This window comes from Deltaproteobacteria bacterium (genome assembly GCA_011773515.1).
GTDB lineage: Bacteria > Desulfobacterota > Deferrimicrobia > J040 > J040 > WVXK01.
This window is the reverse complement of record WVXK01000023.1, coordinates 83,048-102,598: the sequence shown is the minus strand read 5'-3', so window position 1 is coordinate 102,598 and position 19,551 is coordinate 83,048. Positions and strand designations below refer to the sequence as shown.

Annotated in this window: 21 protein-coding genes and 1 tRNA gene; 20 read left to right on the top strand and 2 right to left on the bottom strand. The window is 48.6% G+C overall.

Going from position 1 to position 19,551, the window contains the following annotated elements; translation table 11 throughout:
* Position 1: 1 nt before the first annotated feature.
* Together GTN70_03120 and GTN70_03115 are read right to left on the bottom strand one after the other, a co-directional pair.
* On the bottom strand, positions 2–391 hold the full coding sequence (locus GTN70_03120; protein NIO15983.1) for a prepilin-type N-terminal cleavage/methylation domain-containing protein: 390 nt from the start codon (positions 389–391) through the stop codon (positions 2–4).
* The gene (locus tag GTN70_03115; GenBank protein NIO15982.1) at positions 388–960 is read right to left on the bottom strand and encodes a hypothetical protein; all 573 of its coding nucleotides are present in this window, start codon (positions 958–960) and stop codon (positions 388–390) included. The genes GTN70_03120 and GTN70_03115 overlap by 4 nt, the downstream gene beginning before the upstream one ends.
* A 199-nt stretch (positions 961–1,159) precedes the next feature.
* Here GTN70_03115 and GTN70_03110 point away from each other — a divergent pair, with 199 nt between their 5' ends.
* From GTN70_03110 to GTN70_03015, 20 genes are all read left to right on the top strand, one after another.
* Positions 1,160–2,737 carry a hypothetical protein gene (locus GTN70_03110; protein NIO15981.1) on the top strand — a complete coding sequence of 526 codons (1,578 nt, stop codon included), beginning with the start codon at positions 1,160–1,162 and terminating at the stop codon, positions 2,735–2,737.
* 57 nt (positions 2,738–2,794) lie between these two features.
* On the top strand, positions 2,795–4,165 hold the full coding sequence (locus GTN70_03105; protein NIO15980.1) for a response regulator: 1,371 nt from the start codon (positions 2,795–2,797) through the stop codon (positions 4,163–4,165).
* Positions 4,166–4,271: 106 nt separating this feature from the next.
* Positions 4,272–4,511 (top strand): helix-turn-helix domain-containing protein, encoded by a 240-nt coding sequence (locus GTN70_03100; protein ID NIO15979.1) that lies wholly within the window; start codon positions 4,272–4,274, stop codon positions 4,509–4,511.
* A 10-nt stretch (positions 4,512–4,521) separates the two neighbouring features.
* Positions 4,522–5,580, top strand: coding sequence for a type IV pilus assembly protein PilM (gene pilM, locus GTN70_03095; protein NIO15978.1), 1,059 nt, complete (start codon positions 4,522–4,524; stop codon positions 5,578–5,580).
* Entirely contained in the window at positions 5,580–6,116 is a 537-nt protein-coding gene (locus tag GTN70_03090) for a hypothetical protein (GenBank protein NIO15977.1), read from the top strand. Before pilM ends, GTN70_03090 begins: the two co-directional genes overlap by 1 nt.
* A gap of 15 nt (positions 6,117–6,131) precedes the next feature.
* Positions 6,132–6,719, top strand: a complete 588-nt coding sequence (gene pilO, locus GTN70_03085; GenBank protein NIO15976.1) for a type 4a pilus biogenesis protein PilO — start codon at positions 6,132–6,134, stop codon at positions 6,717–6,719.
* A 14-nt stretch (positions 6,720–6,733) separates the two neighbouring features.
* On the top strand, positions 6,734–7,285 hold the full coding sequence (locus GTN70_03080; protein NIO15975.1) for a hypothetical protein: 552 nt from the start codon (positions 6,734–6,736) through the stop codon (positions 7,283–7,285).
* A gap of 2 nt (positions 7,286–7,287) precedes the next feature.
* A complete protein-coding gene (gene pilQ, locus GTN70_03075; protein ID NIO15974.1) occupies positions 7,288–9,495 on the top strand; it encodes a type IV pilus secretin PilQ in 2,208 nt (735 codons plus the stop codon).
* Positions 9,496–9,576: 81 nt separating this feature from the next.
* Positions 9,577–10,767 (top strand): chorismate synthase, encoded by a 1,191-nt coding sequence (gene aroC / locus GTN70_03070; GenBank protein NIO15973.1) that lies wholly within the window; start codon positions 9,577–9,579, stop codon positions 10,765–10,767.
* Positions 10,752–11,279, top strand: coding sequence for a shikimate kinase (locus GTN70_03065; protein ID NIO15972.1), 528 nt, complete (start codon positions 10,752–10,754; stop codon positions 11,277–11,279). The genes aroC and GTN70_03065 overlap by 16 nt, the downstream gene beginning before the upstream one ends.
* Positions 11,269–13,092 (top strand): 3-dehydroquinate synthase, encoded by a 1,824-nt coding sequence (gene aroB / locus GTN70_03060; GenBank protein ID NIO15971.1) that lies wholly within the window; start codon positions 11,269–11,271, stop codon positions 13,090–13,092. The genes GTN70_03065 and aroB overlap by 11 nt, the downstream gene beginning before the upstream one ends.
* Positions 13,089–13,448, top strand: a complete 360-nt coding sequence (locus GTN70_03055; protein ID NIO15970.1) for a hypothetical protein — start codon at positions 13,089–13,091, stop codon at positions 13,446–13,448. The genes aroB and GTN70_03055 overlap by 4 nt, the downstream gene beginning before the upstream one ends.
* A 32-nt stretch (positions 13,449–13,480) precedes the next feature.
* Positions 13,481–13,918, top strand: a complete 438-nt coding sequence (aroQ, locus tag GTN70_03050; GenBank protein NIO15969.1) for a type II 3-dehydroquinate dehydratase — start codon at positions 13,481–13,483, stop codon at positions 13,916–13,918.
* Position 13,919: 1 nt separating this feature from the next.
* The gene (locus GTN70_03045; GenBank protein ID NIO15968.1) at positions 13,920–14,993 is read left to right on the top strand and encodes a M24 family metallopeptidase; all 1,074 of its coding nucleotides are present in this window, start codon (positions 13,920–13,922) and stop codon (positions 14,991–14,993) included.
* A 14-nt stretch (positions 14,994–15,007) separates the two neighbouring features.
* Complete coding sequence (gene efp / locus GTN70_03040) at positions 15,008–15,565, top strand: elongation factor P (protein NIO15967.1); 558 nt, start codon at positions 15,008–15,010, stop codon at positions 15,563–15,565.
* A gap of 13 nt (positions 15,566–15,578) precedes the next feature.
* Positions 15,579–16,025, top strand: a complete 447-nt coding sequence (accB, locus tag GTN70_03035) for an acetyl-CoA carboxylase biotin carboxyl carrier protein (GenBank protein NIO15966.1) — start codon at positions 15,579–15,581, stop codon at positions 16,023–16,025.
* 16 nt (positions 16,026–16,041) lie between these two features.
* Positions 16,042–17,382 carry an acetyl-CoA carboxylase biotin carboxylase subunit gene (gene accC / locus GTN70_03030; GenBank protein NIO15965.1) on the top strand — a complete coding sequence of 447 codons (1,341 nt, stop codon included), beginning with the start codon at positions 16,042–16,044 and terminating at the stop codon, positions 17,380–17,382.
* A 1-nt stretch (position 17,383) separates the two neighbouring features.
* On the top strand, positions 17,384–18,097 hold the full coding sequence (locus GTN70_03025) for a hypothetical protein (protein ID NIO15964.1): 714 nt from the start codon (positions 17,384–17,386) through the stop codon (positions 18,095–18,097).
* A gap of 10 nt (positions 18,098–18,107) precedes the next feature.
* Positions 18,108–19,388: a hypothetical protein gene (locus GTN70_03020; GenBank protein ID NIO15963.1), complete on the top strand. Its 1,281-nt coding sequence runs from the start codon at positions 18,108–18,110 to the stop codon at positions 19,386–19,388.
* A 50-nt stretch (positions 19,389–19,438) separates the two neighbouring features.
* Positions 19,439–19,513: transfer RNA gene (locus tag GTN70_03015), tRNA-Gly, on the top strand.
* Positions 19,514–19,551 lie beyond the last annotated feature (38 nt).

Genomic DNA, 19,551 nt, shown 5'->3' with positions numbered 1-19,551 from the left:
GCTAATCGAGGATAAGGGAAACGGGATTTCCGTCTTTGTGGATTACCCAGGTATCGAGAGTGCTGTCAGAGTCCAGGTTCCCCTCCGCTTTTCCCGTGAAGTCATGCTGCGATGCCTCAACGGTGATCGTGTAATAGTCATACACTATGGGATCGAAGTCAAGCACGGTGGAATCGTCGGTATAGCTGTCGTGTTCTGAGAAATAAATATACTCGGCCTTGGCAAGCTGTTTCAGTGCAATTTTTGCCTGGACCCTTTTTGCCTTCTTTGTCAGCGCAGAGTACGTGGTCACTGCCAGCGTTGCAAGTATTCCCGTTATCACGAGCACGATCGACAGCTCGATGATGGTGAATCCCTTTTTTGATTTTTCTCCCCGAAATCTCAAGATCATTTTTGGCCCTTCAGCATTGATCGCACCGTATCCAGCTCATCGAGCACTTCCTTATCGGCCTGCGACTCCAGGATGGATCTTTTGATCTTTTCGATCTGTTTTTCAATGTCAGCCGCATCTATAGAAAAAGGGCGGTTCCTTCCTGCCTCCATTTCTTGCGAGAGCTCCTCGAGCAGCGATGCCGTTTCCTTGAAATAATCTTTTTTCCTCAACCGTATTCTTTCCGGGTAGTTTCCGGAAATAATGTTCCTCAGCTCGGAGTTCAATCGCTGAATGGGTCCCGCGATTCTGTGAGAAAAAATTACGGTGTACACCACCGCCGCAAGCATTACGACCAATGCCATCGGCCACACCCTGCTTTTCAGGATCAGAAACTCCTGTGCCGGCTGGATGAGCTCTTCGGCGGGCGCATGGCTCAAGAGTTTGATCGACGATGGAATGAATACGGCACAGGTGGTCAGGAAGATGAAGGCGAGGAAAATAGCAAGAAACCTGACAGTGATCCCCATCTGGATCTCCCTGTCTATGTAAAACTTCTTTCTTCGGTTTTTCCCTCTCTGTGGTTTCATGGCTCCTCCGCTTTAGCTCTTTCTGAGTTCATCGACAAGTCTGGGCGTAAAATACAGTAACGTTTAGATCTTATAAGGTAGGCTGGTTCTGCAACCCCTTTTCCTGCTTGATGCAGGTGAGTCGAATTTGTAGAATACTCTGGAGCAGAACTGTTTATGTTTCGTTTTGGTCTTCTTTCATCAAGGGGGCTATATAGATTTGCCGGGCATTAAGGAAAGCGGAAAGACCCTCGGTATAAGGAAGGGTATCCCTGTTGCCCTCGCCATCATCTTTTCAACGGCTCTTTTGTTCCAGCTCTTGCTTTTCAGTTACGCAACCGGTTTGATGTGGCGGAATTACACGGCCGGGTTCCTTACCCTCCTCACAGAATCACTCAACTCGTCGGTTCATGAGATATTCAGGGCCGAAGGCGATGCGGGAGTTTTGCTCTTTTCGGAACAGATTGGCAGTTCCTATCCGGGTTTTAGAGGCAGGAAAATTCCGGCTGATACCGTGCTCGGGGAAAGCCAAGCGCCATGGCTGAAAGATAGTGAAAAGAGGGCTCTCTTTGCAGGGCGCGCAATCTCGCGCTCCCGGGGGAAAAGAGGTGAGATCCTCATACCCGTTTTCCTGTCGGAGGGGGCAGGGCAGATATACGCCTTTGAATTCGATTTGCAGGGACCCGGAGATTTTAGCAGAGTGGGTTCGATCGTGGGGGCAACATCTTTTCTGTATGTCCTCGTTCTTTTCTTCTTTGCCTATTTTGTTTTCAGAAAAAAAATTGCCCTTCCCCTGTCCGATCTCATCGAGGTGGTTGGGAAAATTGAAGGGGGGGACAGGGACACGCGGGTCAGGGACATGCCGCCAAATGAACTGGGACGGTTTGGGGAAGCCCTGAACAATGCACTTGACCTGCTGGAGGGACATCGAAGGGACCTGGAGGAAATGGTTGATGCCCTGGAGAAAACGAACGAAGAGTTGAAGCTGTCCCGTGCCCAGGTTATCCGGGCTGAAAAAATGGCTACGATAGGGAGGCTTTCCTCGGGGATAGCGCATGAGGTGGGAAATCCCCTCATGGCAATCAAGGGATATGTTGCACACATGTTGAGAAATACCGAGTTAAGCGACGAGCAGAGAGATTGTCTCGGGAGGGTTCATGATGAATCGGGGAGAATCGAAGGGATATTGAGGGAACTCCTTGCCCACTCCCGTATCGGCGTCCGTAAAGTCGAGGAGGCTGATGTCATCGAGATTATCGGGGACATCATTCGATCGCTCTCCTACAGGAAGATTTTCGAAAGAATCACGATTGATAAGAAATTTGATGACGTGCCAAAAGCTTCCATCGACCCCGGCAAGCTCAGGCAGGTTCTCTTGAACCTCTTCATGAACGGGGTAGACGCGATGCCCGGGGGTGGGACGCTGACCATTCGAACCTATCTTGAAAAGAGAGAAGCCGGAAAAGAATCGGTTCAGCAGGTCAGGAGAAGGAGGACCGATCCCCCCGAGATTAACTATGCACGTATGAGGATGAACAGGGGGATTCGCAAGGAGAGATGGGCAGACCGCTTCGTCGTTGTTGAAATTGCTGACACGGGGACAGGAATCAAAGAGGAGGAGAAGGATAAAATCTTCGATCCTTTCTTTACGACGAAGGATCCAGGAAAAGGAACGGGGCTCGGATTATCGGTTACCACGGCCATCCTTGATTCCTACGACGGGTATGTATCTTTCGAGAGCGCCGAAGGGAAGGGATCCCTGTTCCGGGTTTACCTGCCAATATCTGCGAAGCGGTGACCTTGCAGGGAAACTACTTTTTGCTGAATTTTTACGAAGGAAAGCGGGGGGTGAAAATTGAAGTACAAAATTCTTGTCATGGATGATGAGGTGAACGTGCGGGATGTCCTGAAAAGGGTTCTTGAAAAGGAAGGCTTCCAAGTAAGGACTGCGGAGAACGGGAAAGAGGGTCTTGCAATCCTCGAGTCTGATCCCTGCGACCTTGTGCTGGCAGATATAAAAATGCCCGAGATGGACGGAATGGAGTTCCTTGAAAATGCAAAAGAAAGAGGCATAAAGTCTATCATCATAATGATGTCTGCATTTGGAACGATCAAGACCGTTATCAAGGCAGTCAAGAAAGGGGCGTACTACTATGTTTCGAAGCCTTTCGACATAGATGAAATCCTCGTCATCATCAAGAAAGCCCTCGACGAGAGGGCGCTGCGGGAGGAGAACGAGAGACTGAAGAGGGAACTGGAGAGGAAATACTCCTTTGAAGGGATTATCGGGAGAAGCAAACCGATGGAAGAGGTCTTTTCCCTCGTCGAGAAAGGCAGGGATTATGATGTTTCGGTATTGATCACCGGAGAGTCGGGTACGGGGAAGGAGCTGGTGGCGAGAGCGCTCCACTTCAGTGGTGAAAGAAAGAGGGGCGTTTTCGTTCCCGTAAATTGTGCCGCGCTTCCTGAGAACCTTATCGAAACGGAGCTCTTCGGATACAAGAAGGGGGCTTTTACCGATGCCCAGCACGACAAGAAGGGCCTCATCGAGGAGGCGGACGGGGGAACCCTGTTCCTCGATGAAATTCCGGAGCTGTCGATGCCTGTTCAGGCGAAGCTGCTCAGATTTCTTCAGGAGGGGGAAATACGACGTGTGGGGGATACAGAAAGCCGTTCAGTTGACGTAAGGGTGATTGCTGCAACGTCAAAGAAGTTAAATGAGGAGGTTGCGAGGGGCAGTTTCCGGGAAGATCTCTTTTACAGGCTCAACAAGCTAGTAATTCATATGCCCCCACTCAGGGAACGAAAGGAAGATATAATTACCCTGGTCGAACATTTCGTTAACATTTTCTCTCAAAAAGTCGATAAGAAAATAAAAGGATTCTCCGAGGAGGCGTTCAGGTTGATGACCGAATACGATTGGCCGGGAAATGTAAGGGAGCTGGAAAACGTTGTCGAGCGAGCCGTTGTCATGGCAGAAACGGAGATCATAACCCCGAAATATCTGGAGGGTCCTGGCGAACAGATAAAAAAAGAAAGTGTCGTTACTTTTATGGATTTTGATCCTGAAAAGATAACGTTGAAGGAGGCCATTAAAGAGCTTGAGATGGACATGATCAAAAAGGCCCTGAGGAAGACGGAAGGAAGAAAACCCCTTGCGGCAAAAATCCTCGGAATATCGCATCCTGCACTTTTGTATAAAATTAAAGAATATGATATAAATTGATTAAAATTATGTATAAATTACACATCACTTAAAAAAAACTTGACATAAAATCTAAGAAGGTTAAGATTTTCTAAAAAGAAACCGATTAAGGTAAAAAGTGGGGAAAATGAAAAGAGAAATGGAAAGTCAAAAATATAGTGAAAAGAACAACGTAAAGAAGATACGGGAGAGCCAACTCATGAGTAAGGCAGAACTCGCGAGACGGGCGAGCGTGTCGGTGCTCACCATAGACAGGATCGAAAAGGGTATGCGGTGCAGAATGGATACCAAGCGGAAAATAATACTTGCCCTCGGATTGAAGCTCTCCGATAAGAATAAGGTTTTTGGCTTTGATGAAGAAGAATAGGTGGTGAACGATGAATCTATTCGGAAAAAAAGAGCTTGTGGGATTGGACATCGGATCGTCGAGTATCAAGATCATGAAGTTGAAGGAGATGGGAGTTTCGTTTCAGGTTCAGAAATTCGGTGTTTTTCCCCTCTCTCCGGATACCGTCGTCGATGGGGCGATCATGGACCACAGCACGGTGGTGGAAACGATAAAGAACGGCTTTGCCGATCTCGGTATTCGGGACAAATACGTTGCGGCGTCGATTGAAGGACATTCAGTTATCATAAAAAAGGTTGTTCTGCCGACGACAACCCCTGAGGACCTCGAAGAATCAATTCAGTGGGAGGTAGAGCAGTACATACCCTTTGAAGTCAAGGATGTGAAGATAGATTTTCAGGTCATCGGGCCACTGCGGGACGATCCAACCCGGATGGACGTTTTGCTCGTTGCCGCGAAAAACGATCTCGTTGAGGAATACGTGTCGGTGATAAGAGAGGCAGGGCTCGTCCCATCGATAATCGGTGTGGATTCAATAGCCGTTGGGAACGCGTTCGAGGCCTGCTCGGGAATCTCGGACGAGCAACTTCCCATGGTGGTCAATCTGGGCTCCTCCTTCATGAACATCATCATTCTCGATGAGGGCATCCCTCTCTTTACCCGGGATGTGTCGATGGGCGGGTCCATGTACAACAATGAAATTCAGCGGCAGTTTGGCGTTTCATACAGTGTTGCAGAGAATATGAAAAAGGGAGAGGAGCTGGAGGATTTCAACCCGGAGCGGGTGGATGCCGTTGTAAAGAATGTGTCCAGCATCATAGCGACAGAAGTGCAAAGGTCCTACAACTTCTACGCAGCCACGTATCCCGATAAGCTGGTGACGAAGGTTTTCCTGGCAGGAGGGGCTGCCCGGGCCAGGCACCTGAAGGAATTAATTGAGGAAAAGCTCTCCATTTCTGCGGAAATATTTGATCCCCTCGAAGGACTCATGATCGATGAATCATCGGTTAATCCAGATTACGTGAAAAACTTCGGTACGGCGGCAACAGTTGTCACGGGGTTGTCAATGAGAAAACCAGGAGACAAGTAATGATAAAGATCAATCTCATAAGACAGAAGCGCAAAAGGAAGAAGAAGATCAATGTCGACCTTGTCTTCTTTCTCTCAATCATCGCTTTCATACTTCTTTTGTTCTCCTTTCACAAAACAGTTCTCGTCGCAAAGGTGTCCCGTCTCGAGGATGATATAAAGAAAGCCAAGCAGGAAATAGCCCAACTTCAAAAACAGATCGGGGAAGTTGAAAAGTTCAAGCAAAAGAAAAAAGAGCTCCAGAAAAAAGTGAATATCGTGGCAAATCTCCAGAGGGGGAGGAAGGCGCCTGTTATTGTCATGGATACCCTCGCCCGGACAGTTCCTGAAAAGGCGTGGATTTCGAGGCTGAATTATTCTGGACGGTCCATGGAGATACAGGGCTACGCTCTCAACAACTACGTGGTAGCCGACTTCATGAACAATCTCGGGGCCACAGAAAAATTCGGAAAAATAGAGCTCCAGTCAGCCGAGAGGAAGGTAGTGAGGGGCGTCCGGATGATGCTTTTTAAAATCAGAGTGGAATTGAAAGCTTAAATACAAGGGTGAACTATGGCGCTTAGAGACAAGCTATCCTTGAAAGGCGTAGGGACAAAGCAGAAGGCGGTGCTTTACGGTTTGGTGGTTGTGGCAGTTCTCGTCGGCTACTATTACCTTTACTACACGCCGGTAAAAACCCAAATAGATGCCCTCCAGCAGCAGAAAGTGACCCTTGAGGGAAAAATCAAGGAACAGAGAATTATTGCCAAGGATCTCGAGACCTTTAAAAAAGAGGTGGTAAAGCTGGAGGTACAGCTCAATGAGCTGCTCGAACAGCTTCCGAACTCTTCTGAAATACCGAAGCTCTTGAGGAATATATCCGATGTTGGAAAAGAAAGCGGCTTGGATTTCCTGAAATTCGCACCGAAAGGGGAGGTGCCGAGAGAGTTTTATGCGGAAATACCGGTCGATATATCCGTCAACGGAGGTTTCCACGATTTCGGGATGTTCCTTGACCGGGTGAGCAGGCTGTCGAGAATCGTGAATGTATCCGACGTGCTCTTTGACAGGCCGGTTATCTCGAGGGACAAAGCTGTCATGACGATCAACTGCACCGCGAGGACTTTCAGATTCCTTAAGGAGAAAAAGCCTGAAAAATGAAAGGATTATCACGGATGAAATGTAAACGTATGGCAAGTTCGGGGATCTTTGTATTTATTCTGTTGATCGTAGCTTTTTCCCTGACTTTCACCGGCTGTTCTGGGGAGCAGGGGAAGACGCAGAAAGTTTCCCGGGTAGTCAAGAAAGTCCAGAAGCAAGTTAAGGAGCCGAAAACGGAGGAGCCTGTTTCAGAAAAAGAGCCGGTTGAAGACACATTTGCCGGTTATACCGCTACGGGGCTGAAGGACCCGTTTTTGCCCTTTTTGAAGGAAGAGGCCGTTGCGGTAAAGAGGAAAGGAGCCCTTACCCCTCTTGAGAAGTTTGACCTGGGAGAACTGAAAATTGTGGGGGTTCTGATGAAAAGCAATGAGACACTGGCTCTCATCGAAGATAATGAGGGAAAGGGTTACACGGTGAAAAAGGGAGTGAAGGTAGGCAAAAACGGCGGTGTTATTTCGCAGATTACCGACAAAGAAATTGTCGTTATCGAAGAATACTTTGATATAACGGGAAGGAAAGTTACGAGGGAAAAGAGACTAACGCTCCCACTTCCAGGAGGAGAATAGGTATGGATCATAAGAACTTGATGAAAGACCTGGTCAAGAAAGCTTTACTGCTCATCGTCCTTTTAACACTCCTTGTGTTCCTGGGAGTGAAGGTTTATGCGGCTGACGACGCGGGTGGTAAAGATATGCAGGAAAAGGCGGAGACGACACTGCTCAAGGAGATAATGATCGACAAGACCGCTTATTTCACCAATATTCGGGCAAGTATACAGGGGGAATTGAAAAATTACAATGCTTTCAAGATTTCTGATCCCTTTCGCATAATACTGGATTTGTGGGGCGTAAAGAACCTTATCGGGAAGGAACAGATTGCTGTCAACACACCGCAAGTGCAAGGTATCAAGATCGCGGAGCAGGAAGATAAAGTGAGATTAATGATCGAAACGGCCAAAGACCTTCCCCTTCCGTTTCTCGTCACCACCGAAAACGGGGATATCGTCGTTTCAGTGGGGGGTGGCGCAGAGGAAAAGGTTACCAGTCTTGATAGGGGAGTGGAGCCATCTCCCGCCGTTCCTGAAATTACGGGGATAGATCTCGAAGATTTTCCAGAAAAGTCAAACGTGGTGATTAGCTACTCGAAAAAACCTGTCATAGAGAAGAAAGGATCTGATGGGCTCGCAATCGTTACCGTAAAGAAGGTCAAAATCGCCGAAAACCTTCTCCGCCATCTCGATGCGACCAAATTCGACATTCCCGTAAAAATGGTTGATGCAAACAGGGATGGGGATGATGTGTCAGTCAAGGTCGCATACGAGAGGGGACATCAATACGATGTAAACGAGGGGGATGAGAGGCTCGTACTTTCTTTCGCCAAGGAGAAAAAGGTCGAGAAAAAAGGGTACAGAGTGGCCGAGTACAGGGCCGTCAAAAAGAGTGAAATGGAGGCACGGGCGGCTCCCTCCAGCCCCGTTGTTGGAGAAGTTGCCCCCTTCGTGACTATCGATAGCATGGAGCAGAAAGTCTACAGGGGGCAGAGGATTTCCCTCGACTTCAAAGATGCTGATATTCATAACGTGCTGAGGATCATAGCCGAGGTGAGCAACCTGAATATCATTACCTCCGACGAGGTCAAAGGGAAGGTTACGCTGCGGCTGGTCAATATTCCCTGGGACCAGGTTTTGGATATCGTTCTGAAAACCAAAGGCCTCGGCGCGAAGCTCGAAGGGAATGTTCTGAGAATTGCCCCGATCAGCAAATTGAGGGAAGAGGAAAAGGAGGTTCTTCAGAGCATCAAGAATAAGGAGGAACTCGAGGAACTGGTCATCGAAACGATCCCGGTAAACTTCGCTAACGTGAAAGAACTCGAAGATCAGATCAAGGAAGTTATGTCCGCGCGAGGAAAGGCAAAGGTTGATGAGCGGACCAACACCCTGGTCATAAAGGACATACCCAAAAACATTGAGAAGGTAAGAGATCTGGTTAAAAAGCTCGACACACCCACACCCCAGGTTCTCATAGAGGCAAGAATAGTCGAGGTAAGCACCCAGTTTACCAGAGAGCTGGGCGTTCAGTGGGGCGCCGCATACCAGAGCCAGCCTGACGGGATCTTTGTTTCCGGCATTCAGGATGATACGGGGACGCTGTTCCCTGACGCCCAGACACCGAACCCCAATTTCCCCACTTATGCGGTCAACCTTCCGGCAGCGGTGGGCCAGGGCTCTGGTGGGGGTATAGCCTTCGGCATATTGCGGGGCGATTTCAGGCTCGACCTTTCCCTCTCTGCTCTCGAGACAACGGGGAACGGCAAGATCATTTCAAGCCCCAAGATAGTGACGACAACAAATAACGAGGCCATAATACAGCAAGGAGTAAAAATACCCTACTCAACCGTTTCCGCTTCGGGTACACAGACGGAATTTGTCGACGCGGCGCTGAAACTCAAAGTCACACCGCATATCACGCCTGACAAGACGATCGTTATGGAACTCAATGCGGCAAACGATACCCCAGATTTCGGGAACGCCGTAAACGGGGTGCCATCAATATCGAGCCGCGAGGCAGACACACAGGTGCTGATACAAGACGGGGAGACCGCTGTCATAGGCGGCATCCTGCAGATTCAAAGGACCGAAAGTATTGATGCCGTCCCATGGTTTCACAAGATTCCCCTCCTGGGCTGGTTCTTTAAAAAGGAGACGGAGAGAAACGATAATACGGAGCTTCTGATATTTATCACACCAAAGATCATTGAGAACAGTCAGGAGATCTGATTCTTTTGTCTTTTTCACGAAAAGCACCTGGTGCTCGTTCCAGGTGCTTTTTTTTATTCATGAGCTTTTGAGGGAGTGTCCATGGTGAGATTCCTCACAGCCGGCGAGTCCCATGGCAAGGGGGTAACGGTAATCGTCGAGGGATTCCCCAGCGGGGTTCCGGTTGAGAGAAAGTTTGTGGACAGGGAACTCAAAAGGAGAATGTCCGGTTATGGCAGAGGGGGCAGGATGGGTATCGAAGCTGACACTGCCGAATTTACCTCGGGAGTCAGGTTCGGAATGACCCTGGGATCACCCATTTGCATTCACGTAAAGAACAAGGACTTCAAGAACTGGAAAAGGATCATGGCGCCTTTCGGGAAAGGTCCGGGTGACAAAGACATAGTGATCAATCCCCGGCCCGGCCATGCCGACCTCCCGGGAGTTTTGAAGAGAGGAGCAAAAGATGTCAGGGACGTTCTTGAGAGGGCATCGGCCAGAGAGACAGTGGCAAGGGTTGCTGCAGGCGCGCTGGCAAAATTGCTCCTGGCTCAGTTCGATATATGGGTAATGAGCTACGTCACATCTGTGGGGACGGTCAGGTCTCGGAGGAGGGTTTTCAGGGAGGGCTTGCTGGAAAAAGAGCCGGATAGAGATCCCTTGAGGATGATCGATTCAAAAAAGTCCCAAGAGGCGATGGAACTCATTCGTGGATCGGCGAAACGAGGAGACAGCGTCGGTGGTACCTTTGAGGTCCTGGGATTTGGAATACCCCCCGGACTTGGAGACTATACGCAATGGGACAGGCGTCTGGACGGAAAGCTCGCCATGGCTCTCATGTCGATACCGGCAATAAAAGGGATAGAAATAGGAGATGCCTTCGAATCTTCGCGAAGAGGAGGAGGACGCGTACATGACAGGATATTTGCCAAACCGGGAAAACATCTGTTTTTTGAGAGATACAGGCTGCCATTTATGAGAAAGACAAACAATGCAGGCGGGCTGGAAGGGGGGATGACCAACGGGGAAGACCTCATCCTTCGCTGTTACATGAAACCGATACCCACTCTCACCGTTCCTCTGGAATCAGTTTCAATTCGGGATTATTCCCAGACTGCCGCGGTAAAGGAAAGGAGTGATATCTGCGCAGTGCCCGCTGCTTCAGTGATCGGCGAGTCGATGGTTGCCCTGGTCCTCGCCGGGAGCCTGCTGGGAAAATTTGGGGGAGACTTTCTCGAAGACACCATAAAAGGGTATGAGTCGTACCTTGGAAGGATATGCGAGAAAAGTTAAGGGGTCTTGTCATCACAGGTTTCATGGGGACGGGGAAGACGTCTGTGGGAAGGTCGGTGTCACGAAAGCTGAAGATGGAATTCGTGGACTTGGATGGGGAGATAGAAAAAGAGGCGGGTATGAAGATCGTCCATATTTTTTCGAAAATGGGGGAGCCCGCCTTCAGGGATATGGAGAGCAGAATGCTTGGAAAGGTCCTGAAAGTCCCCGGCAGAGTCGTTTCAACCGGCGGAGGAACGATTCTCGATCCTCAAAACCTGAAGTTGATGAAATCATACGGTATGGTAATCTGTTTATGGGCAAGCCCAGCCGAGGTGCAGGAGAGGATCGAAACCTGCGAAGACCGCCCTCTCGTGAAGGGCGAGAACAAACTGGCCAAGATTTCGGAGTTGCTGGAGAAGAGGAAAGCTTACTATCTATCTGCAGACATATCAGTTCAGACTGATGGCAAAAGCATAGAGGAGATATCAGAGGAGATCGCCTCTCACTGGAGGGCAGCTGTTGACCGTTGAAAGAACGATAAATGTAGAGCTGGGAGAAAAATCCTACGACATCTTCACAGGGAACGACCTCGGAAAATTTATCGAAGAGTGGATGTTACGGGTTTATGCGAACAAGAAAGCGTTCCTGATAATCGACGCCGCCTTTTACGAGATCTATAAAGATGATGTGGAACAGATCTTCAAGAATATCGACTGCCACATTTTCCCCCTCGAGGCCTCAGAAGAGAGGAAAAACCACGATAATGCCCGTGCTGTATACGAGTTTCTTCTCGATAAAGAGTGCGACAGGAGGTCGCTGATCGTGTCTTTCGGTGGAGGGGTGACAGGGGACATTGTCGGCTTCTGTGCCGCCACCTTTATGAGAGGTGTAGATTATATCCAGATACCCACGACACTTCTTGCCCAGGTCGACAGCAGTGTTGGCGGGAAAACGGGCATAAATTTCAAGGACGCCAAGAATGTCATCGGGTCATTTTTCCAACCCCGGGCGGTTTTTATCGACATCAAGTACCTGTCGACTCTCGACGACAGAAATTTTCTGGCGGGACTGGCTGAAGTTTTGAAAGTGGGTTTCATCGGGGACGGTGAAATCATCAGATTGCTCAGGGGAAAAAAGCTCGAAGATATCCGTTCACATACACCGCTTTTGATGGATGTCATATCGCGGAGCATTCAATATAAAATTGCCGTCGTCGAGGCAGATGAAAAGGAGTCATGGCAGAGAAAAGTGCTTAATTTCGGGCACACCATCGGCCACGGCATCGAGGAGGCCACGTCCTACACGCGACTGCTCCACGGCGAGGCTGTTGCTGCCGGCATGGCGATTGAAGCTCAGATCAGCCTGACCGTGGGGGCCTGTGCAGAGGAGATACGCAATATCGTGATAGGTGTGCTGGAGAATCTCAGGTACGAGATACTTCCCGAGAATGTCGATTATTCAAACGTGTTTGCCCTGTTCATGAGAGACAAGAAGAGGGCGCTCGATACGTTGGATGTTCCCGTATTGACCGATATAGGAAGGTCTGAAATCCGCACGTTTCAACTGAAGGATTACGAGAAGTATGCTGTCGAGTCCCTGAATTTCCTCCAAAGCTTCATGGAGGCAAAGGTGAGAAGCAAGGTAGAGGGAGAAATATATGAGGATCTGGACGTTCTCGAGTCAAGCGGAAGATTCAACGATGCCGAAAATCTTGTAAAGAGGCTTCTTGACAGGGACCCAACAGATGAGAAGTTGAACCTTACCCTGGCGAGGTTGTATTCGAGGCAGGGAAAAAATGTGGCGGCCCTGAGGATCCTGGATGAGATTATCCAACTCAATCCCGGGAATAAAGAAGCAATAGCAATGCGAAGGGAATATGAGGCGATCGAGGATCGGATGCAACCTGAGGGAGTGGGCGGCGAGGTGGAGACAATCCCTTCCGAGACGATTGTCAAGATAGGGGAGGATGTCTATAAGATAGAGGGTATCGAGGATGATGAATATGGTGAGGGCGAGGGAGAGGAAGAGCTCGGAGAACCATATGTCGTCGCCGAGGAGCCTGCTTTAGAGGTGAGGGAAGAGGCTCTCCCCGCCCCCGAGGAAGTTGCTGAGGATGAAGTTCCGGTTTACACGACCGCAATGGCGGAAGTACTGCTGAGGGAAGGAAAGAGGGATAAATCGCTCGAGGTTCTCGAGAAAATTTTAAAAGATGACCCCGGAAACGAAGGTGCAATCCGTTTGAGGGATAAAATCGATTCTCTTCACAAAAAGGAGGGGATGCTGAATAGATATGCTGAGGCTCTCAATGGTTTTCTCCAAAAAATTGTGGAGGCATACAGATGATTTTTCATGACATTGTAAGCAGGATAGCTGAAGGGGAAAAAAGGGTTCAATTAATCGCCGTGAGCGCGTTTGACGGGCTGATTATAGAGGAATGGAAAAACGGACGGATGAATCTGGACCTTTCTGCGATTGCAGCAGAGATTGCTTTTCTCCTGAAGGAGCTGTCAAGAATATCTGTTGAAAATTCCCTTTCGAGCGTCGAAGAACTCTGTTTCGGGGGAAGCGATTATTACGTGCACGTTCTTGTCATAGAGAATGAATATTTTCTCTTCGTCGTCACGTCCGAAGTTTCCTTGACGGGGAAGACAAGGTTTTATCTCAAATCTGTCGCGCCCGCGCTTCGAGAAACACTCTGACAACGCGCTGCTCTCCATACAGGGAGGATTCAATGAAAATATTGTTCATCAGTGGGCCGAATATTAACCTCACGGGTACGAGGGAAGTAGAGGTTTATGGAGAGACATCCTATGAGAATATGATGCAAAAGGTAACCGGTCTCCTGACAAAGCAGGGCGTTGAGATTGAGTTTTTTCAGTCCAACCACGAAGGGGACATTGTCGATAAGATTCAGTCTGCTCAGGACATTGCTGATGGAATAGTTATCAATCCCGGAGCGTACACCCACACGAGCGTGGCCATAAGGGATGCACTCATTGCAACGGGGGTTTTAGCGGTTGAGGTCCATATCTCGAATGTTTACGCTCGGGAAGAATTTAGAAAAGCTTCGATGATCGAGGATGTGGTGAGAGGCAAAATCTGTGGTTTCGGGTGGTACTCATACTATCTCGGGGCTCTTGCACTGATGAATGCCATAAAAGGGACGTAACGTGTTCGATTATAAAAGCAGACAGGTGCAACTGATCAAAAAGTTGAAAAGGGGAAAGAAAATCCCCTTCCTGATCACATCTCTGACTGACATTCGGTACCTTACCGGTTTTTCAGGGACCGATGCAATCCTTCTGTGTTCAGGAGAGGGTGTACATTTTGGCACCGACGGCAGGTATGCGCTTCAGGCGGGTTCGGAGGTGGTTGCTGATGGGAAGGTTATTTACGAAAGGAAGAGGGACTTCATAAGGAAGGTATTAAAAAAGGGGAAGGATGTCTATTTCGACAGGGAAAGGCTTTCCTACAGCATGTACAATCTCATCCAAAAGTGGGGTTACCGCTTGCAGCCGACAGTCTCTCCTCTTGTGCGGATGAGAATGATCAAGGAGCAGCGGGAGATTGATATCATCGAACAGGCGGTAATAATCTCGTCGACGGCTTTTTTGACATCCCTTAGATATTTGAACAGCGAAACAACAGAAAATACCCTGGCCGCAACAATCGAATTTGAAATGAAGAAGCGGGGAGCCGAGGGTTCATCTTTTCCCCCGATTGTAGCGTTCGGCGATAAATCCGCCATGCCGCATGCAACGCCCGATGCGTCGAAGCTTGATGGGGCGCAGATTATGCTGTTCGATTACGGGTGCAGATTTCAAGGATATTGCTCGGACGAGACAGTAACCCTATTGAGAAAAGATAAGAAGGTTGACAGGGAACTTCGGAGGGTGATGACTGTTGTCGGGCGCGCTAAAGAGGAAGCCTTTAAACAGTTGGCACCGGGCGTCAAATGCAGGGATATCGATCTGACGGTGAGGAGCTTTATCGACAGCAGCGGATATGGAAGGCACTTCGTCCACTCGACAGGTCATGGGGTGGGAATGGAAATACACGAGCCGCCGCACATTTCCCGTTACTCAAAGGATGTGTTGAAACCTGGAATGGTTATTACAATAGAACCGGGTATTTACATTCCTGGAAAAGGTGGTGTAAGATTGGAAGACCTTGTTAAAATCACCGAGAACGGTTTTGAAAAAATATCTTACCTGCCAAAGAATGGCAGAGACTTATTCGCTTAACGAGGGCTCTTAACGTGTACTCGACGTCAGATTTTCGAAGAGGGCTCAAGATAGAGTTTGAGGGCTACCCCTGTGTGATTCTCGAGTTCCTCCATGTCAAGCCGGGAAAGGGGGGGGCCTTTGTCAGGACAAAGCTGAAAAACTTGAGGACCGGAGCCGTGGTGGACCATACGTTCCGCTCCGGTGAAAAGGTTGGCGTCCCGGACCTGGTAGAGAAGGAAATGCAGTTTATGTACGAGATGGAGGAAGACTATTATTTCATGGATACTTCCAGTTACGAGCAGATATTTCTCAACGGCGACCACGTTGGTGATGCCCGGAAATTTTTGAAGGAAGGAATGCTCCTGAAGATACAATTTTACAGGGGAGATCCGATAGGAGTCGAGGTCCCCATTTTCGTTGAGTTGAAAATAGAAAAGACTGCCCCGGGTTTGAAGGGAGACACGGTATCAGGCGGGACGAAACCTGCAGAGCTTGAATCGGGGACGGTTATTCAGGTGCCCCTTTTTCTGAATGAGGGGGACGTCATAAAGGTTGATACGAGAACGGGTGAATACATAGAAAGAGTATAAATGCGAGGGAAATATGAATCTGAAAGAAATCAAGGATCTTATCAATTTAATCAAGGGTTCCGATATCGTTGAGCTCGAGTATAAAAAAGGGCAGAGCTCGGTGAGGTTGAGCAGGAGGAGTGCTGCCCCCTCTCAACAGATTCCGGCAGAAACGGTCGTTCAGGCTCCTCGGGAAGCCACAGCGCCGGAGAAAAAGGAGATACCGAAGGTCGCAGAAAATATAAAGGAAATAGTTTCTCCCATGGTAGGCACTTTTTACCGTGCACCGGCACCGGATGCGGCTCCTTTTGTTGAGGTGGGTTCGATCGTAACGAGGGGGCAGGTCCTGTGTATCATAGAGGCCATGAAGATTATGAATCAGATCGAGTCCGACGCGACGGGGAGGGTGGTGGCAATTCTTGTGGAGAATGGGGAAGCCGTTGAGTTTGGCCATCCAATGTTTCACATAGCCGTCGACTGAGAGGAAATCGGATACTATGATACGAAAAGTGCTCATAGCAAACCGGGGAGAAATTGCTCTCAGGATTATTCGAACGTGCAAAGAGAGCGGCATTCAGAGCGTCCTGGTATATTCCACGGCCGACAGAGACAGTCTTCCGGTACAGATGGCCGACCAGGCGATATGTATCGGACCACCGGAGAGCAAAGATAGTTATCTGAACGTTCCCTCCCTTTTGTCTGCTATCGAGGTCACCGATGCAGATGCAGTACACCCCGGTTATGGATTTCTTGCAGAAAACGCTGCATTTGCAGAGATTTGTGAGAACTACGGGGTCAACTTTATTGGACCCCCCTCGTCCGTAATTCGCTTGATGGGAAACAAGATTGAGGCCAGAAAGGCTGTGGCCTCTGCGGATGTTCCCATATTGCCGGGCAGTGAGGGGCCGGTAGTGGAAGAAGAGGAAGGCCTCGAAGTAGCCAAGAAAATTGGATTTCCCGTGATAATAAAAGCCGCGGCAGGCGGGGGCGGACGGGGTATGAAGATCGTTCATTCCTCGGCAACGTTCATCAACGCATTTTTGACGGCACAATCAGAGGCCCTTGCGGCTTTTGGCCTCCCCGATGTGTACATAGAGAAGTATTTTGAAAATGCAAGGCATGTGGAGGTACAGGTTCTGGCAGATTCATCGGGAAACACAATTCATCTCGGTGACCGCGATTGTTCGGTCCAGAGGCGACATCAAAAGCTTCTCGAGGAAGCCATGGCTCCCGGAATCCCCGCACGGGTGAGAAAAAAGATGCATTCCTCCGCAGTTGAGGTCGCGGAGGCCGTGGGGTATGTAAGCGCTGGAACGGTAGAGTTCCTCTATGTTCCGGGAAAAAACTTTTACTTTCTCGAGATGAACACGAGGATACAGGTCGAGCATCCGGTAACGGAAATGATTACGGGTGTTGACCTGATCAAAGAGCAGCTGAAAATAGCTGACGGGAAGAAACTCAAAATAAAACAGGATGACGTCCAGTTCCGGGGCCACGCAATCGAGTGCAGGATAAACGCAGAGGACCCGAAAAAATTCATGCCGTCCCCCGGTTTGGTAAAAACCTGTTATCTGCCGGGCGGATATGGTGTGAGAGTCGATTCGGCGGTGATCAATGGATATATCATCCCTGCCACCTATGATTCTCTCATAGCAAAGGTGATAAGCTGGGGAGAGGACAGAAAAGAAGCTATTGCAAGAATGAGACGGGCCCTTGATGAGATTGTGTTCGAAGGGGTGCAGACAACCGTTTCCTTTCATAAAAAAATCCTCAACGATCCGGATTTTGTCGAGGGAAAATTGAGCACCAGGTTTATCGAAAAGTTCGGGGGTAGCTGAAGTGATCAGGTGGTTATACGATTTTGGTCTGTCGCCTGAAGAAAATGTGCACAAGGATTTTTCTCTTTTCGAGTCATTCGACGGATTAGACGTGCCTTTTCTGGTCAGGGTCCATACGTTCAGTCATTACTGTGCGACTTTGGGTTATCTTTCTCCTCTGAATGACTTCACGTTACCATTATCAACGAATGAGGGAATTTCCCTTTTGAGACGCGTGTCGGGAGGTTCAATAGCTTTCCATGGTGAAGATCTCTGTTTGTCGTTTTTCCTCAGGACAAAAGTATCCCCTGTTTGCGTGTATCACTCCTGTGTTACGAAAATCAGATCCATTATCACGACTGTTATCGAGAAGGGGAGCGGCATCTCCCTGAGCGAGGGAAAACCAGCAGATCATAGCAATGCTCGTGGTGGTTATTGCATCGAAAGCGGGGACAAATTTGATGTTTTTCTGGAGGGGATAAAATTCGCGGGGTTTGCAGGTCGCGTGCGAAGGAACAGGCTTCTCATACATCTCCAGATAAATTCATCGGGATGGAAACCTGCTGTGCTCAACCATCTGTTGGAAAGAGGCCATACGGTGCCCGATGGGCACTCGACTGTGAAAAAGTTTGTTTTTTCGGAAAGTTTCTTAGAAAATATTAAAGATGAAATCCAACGGGAATTTTCAGCGTTTCTTTTCCAAGAGGGATCGTATTCAGAATGTCTGACGGGATAGGTGAACGGGATTGAGTATATTTGACAATATCAAGAAGAGATTCAAGCCGGTTGACGAAATAAAGGAGCTCAGAGAGAAGATAAACAGTTCTCCTCACAATCCCACATTGCATCAGAAGCTTGCTGAACGTCTCATAAAAAAAGGGGAATACTCGGAGGCAATTTCAGAGTATTATACTGCCGCGGCGCTTTTTGAGAAGGGAGGGTTCGGGTTAAAATCTATAGCCGTTTTGAAACAGTGCCTGAAGATAGACCCCTCCAACCTGGAAACCGAGAAGCAGTTGATCTCAGCTCTAATGAGCAACGGTCTTACCGGTGATGCCATTTATGAATTCAAGAAAATTATGGATGATAAGGGTTTTTTCCACGATCAAGAGTCGAGGCTGGATTTTATAAAGTTTTGCATCGAAGTTTTCGGCGATATTCCGGAAATTCATACCTTCGTTATCAGAGATTGTCTTGCAGAGAAAAACAGCCTGGGAATAATTTCCTCTATCGAAAAAACGGTTCCAAACATTTTATCCAACAGGCAGCTGGAGAACTTTCATTCCTTCCTGGAAGGGGTAGCCGAGCAGCAGGATGACACATCGAGCATATGGGAGGTCTACGCTCTTTCATTGTTATCATCGGGGTTCAGGGAAAAAGGGTTATCGGTACTTGGAAAAATAGAAGATGACGCCGATCTGGAGGACGGCACGAAAAAGGTGATTGAAGAGGTGAAGCATTACTTTGAGGAGAAAGAGTCGGATGCGAATTTTCCGAGATATTTCTCAACGGTTTTGGAATACCTGGAGACCTTGAGGCATGAGGAGGAGGAGCGTGAGAAGCTCGAGCCCGTAAAGGAAGAAGATGAAAAACCGTCTGAGGAGAAAGAGGAAGACATAGGAGAAGTTCTCAATAAGCTGAGAGAGAAAGTGGATACGGAAATAGGTGATGAGGATTTGAATGCACGCTATAACCTGGGCATTGCCTTCAAAGAGATGGGTCTTTTCGACGAATCCATAAGAGAGTTTGTTATTGCAAGCAGAGATCCCGATCTATATTTTCCCTCCATGCTGTTGCTCAAGGATTGTTATGAGAGCATAGAGAAATTCGAAGATGCCATTTCAATTTTAGATGAGCTGATGGAGAAAGGGGAGAAGGACGAGCGGGCGCAGCTTGATCTCATTTACCAGAAGGCTTCTATTCTCGATCGAACGGGGCAGGGCGAGGAAGCGAAGAAGATGTATATGCAGATATATGAGGTCGATGAGACCTTTCGGGATGTGGCAGAAAGGTTGAAAAACAGCTGACGTGAAGCGAGATTGTTTTTTTGCTGCTTCTGTGGTATAAACCAAAATGGGCGGGCGTAATTCAGTGGTAGAATGCAAGCTTCCCAAGCTTGACGTCGCGGGTTCGACTCCCGTCGCCCGCTCCAGACTTATCAACCTCTCTCTCAGACACTTTTACCTGGCG

Coding starts and splice junctions, on each gene's coding strand:
- aroQ (NIO15969.1), top strand. CDS start 13,481: ATGAAAATATTGTTCATCAGTGGGCCGAATATTAACCTCACGGGTACG.
- accB (NIO15966.1), top strand. CDS start 15,579: ATGAATCTGAAAGAAATCAAGGATCTTATCAATTTAATCAAGGGTTCC.
- GTN70_03115 (NIO15982.1), bottom strand. CDS start 960: ATGAAACCACAGAGAGGGAAAAACCGAAGAAAGAAGTTTTACATAGAC.
- GTN70_03100 (NIO15979.1), top strand. CDS start 4,272: ATGAAAAGAGAAATGGAAAGTCAAAAATATAGTGAAAAGAACAACGTA.
- aroC (NIO15973.1), top strand. CDS start 9,577: ATGGTGAGATTCCTCACAGCCGGCGAGTCCCATGGCAAGGGGGTAACG.
- GTN70_03055 (NIO15970.1), top strand. CDS start 13,089: ATGATTTTTCATGACATTGTAAGCAGGATAGCTGAAGGGGAAAAAAGG.
- pilQ (NIO15974.1), top strand. CDS start 7,288: ATGGATCATAAGAACTTGATGAAAGACCTGGTCAAGAAAGCTTTACTG.
- GTN70_03080 (NIO15975.1), top strand. CDS start 6,734: ATGAAATGTAAACGTATGGCAAGTTCGGGGATCTTTGTATTTATTCTG.
- GTN70_03065 (NIO15972.1), top strand. CDS start 10,752: ATGCGAGAAAAGTTAAGGGGTCTTGTCATCACAGGTTTCATGGGGACG.
- GTN70_03090 (NIO15977.1), top strand. CDS start 5,580: ATGATAAAGATCAATCTCATAAGACAGAAGCGCAAAAGGAAGAAGAAG.
- pilM (NIO15978.1), top strand. CDS start 4,522: ATGAATCTATTCGGAAAAAAAGAGCTTGTGGGATTGGACATCGGATCG.
- pilO (NIO15976.1), top strand. CDS start 6,132: ATGGCGCTTAGAGACAAGCTATCCTTGAAAGGCGTAGGGACAAAGCAG.
- accC (NIO15965.1), top strand. CDS start 16,042: ATGATACGAAAAGTGCTCATAGCAAACCGGGGAGAAATTGCTCTCAGG.
- GTN70_03120 (NIO15983.1), bottom strand. CDS start 391: ATGATCTTGAGATTTCGGGGAGAAAAATCAAAAAAGGGATTCACCATC.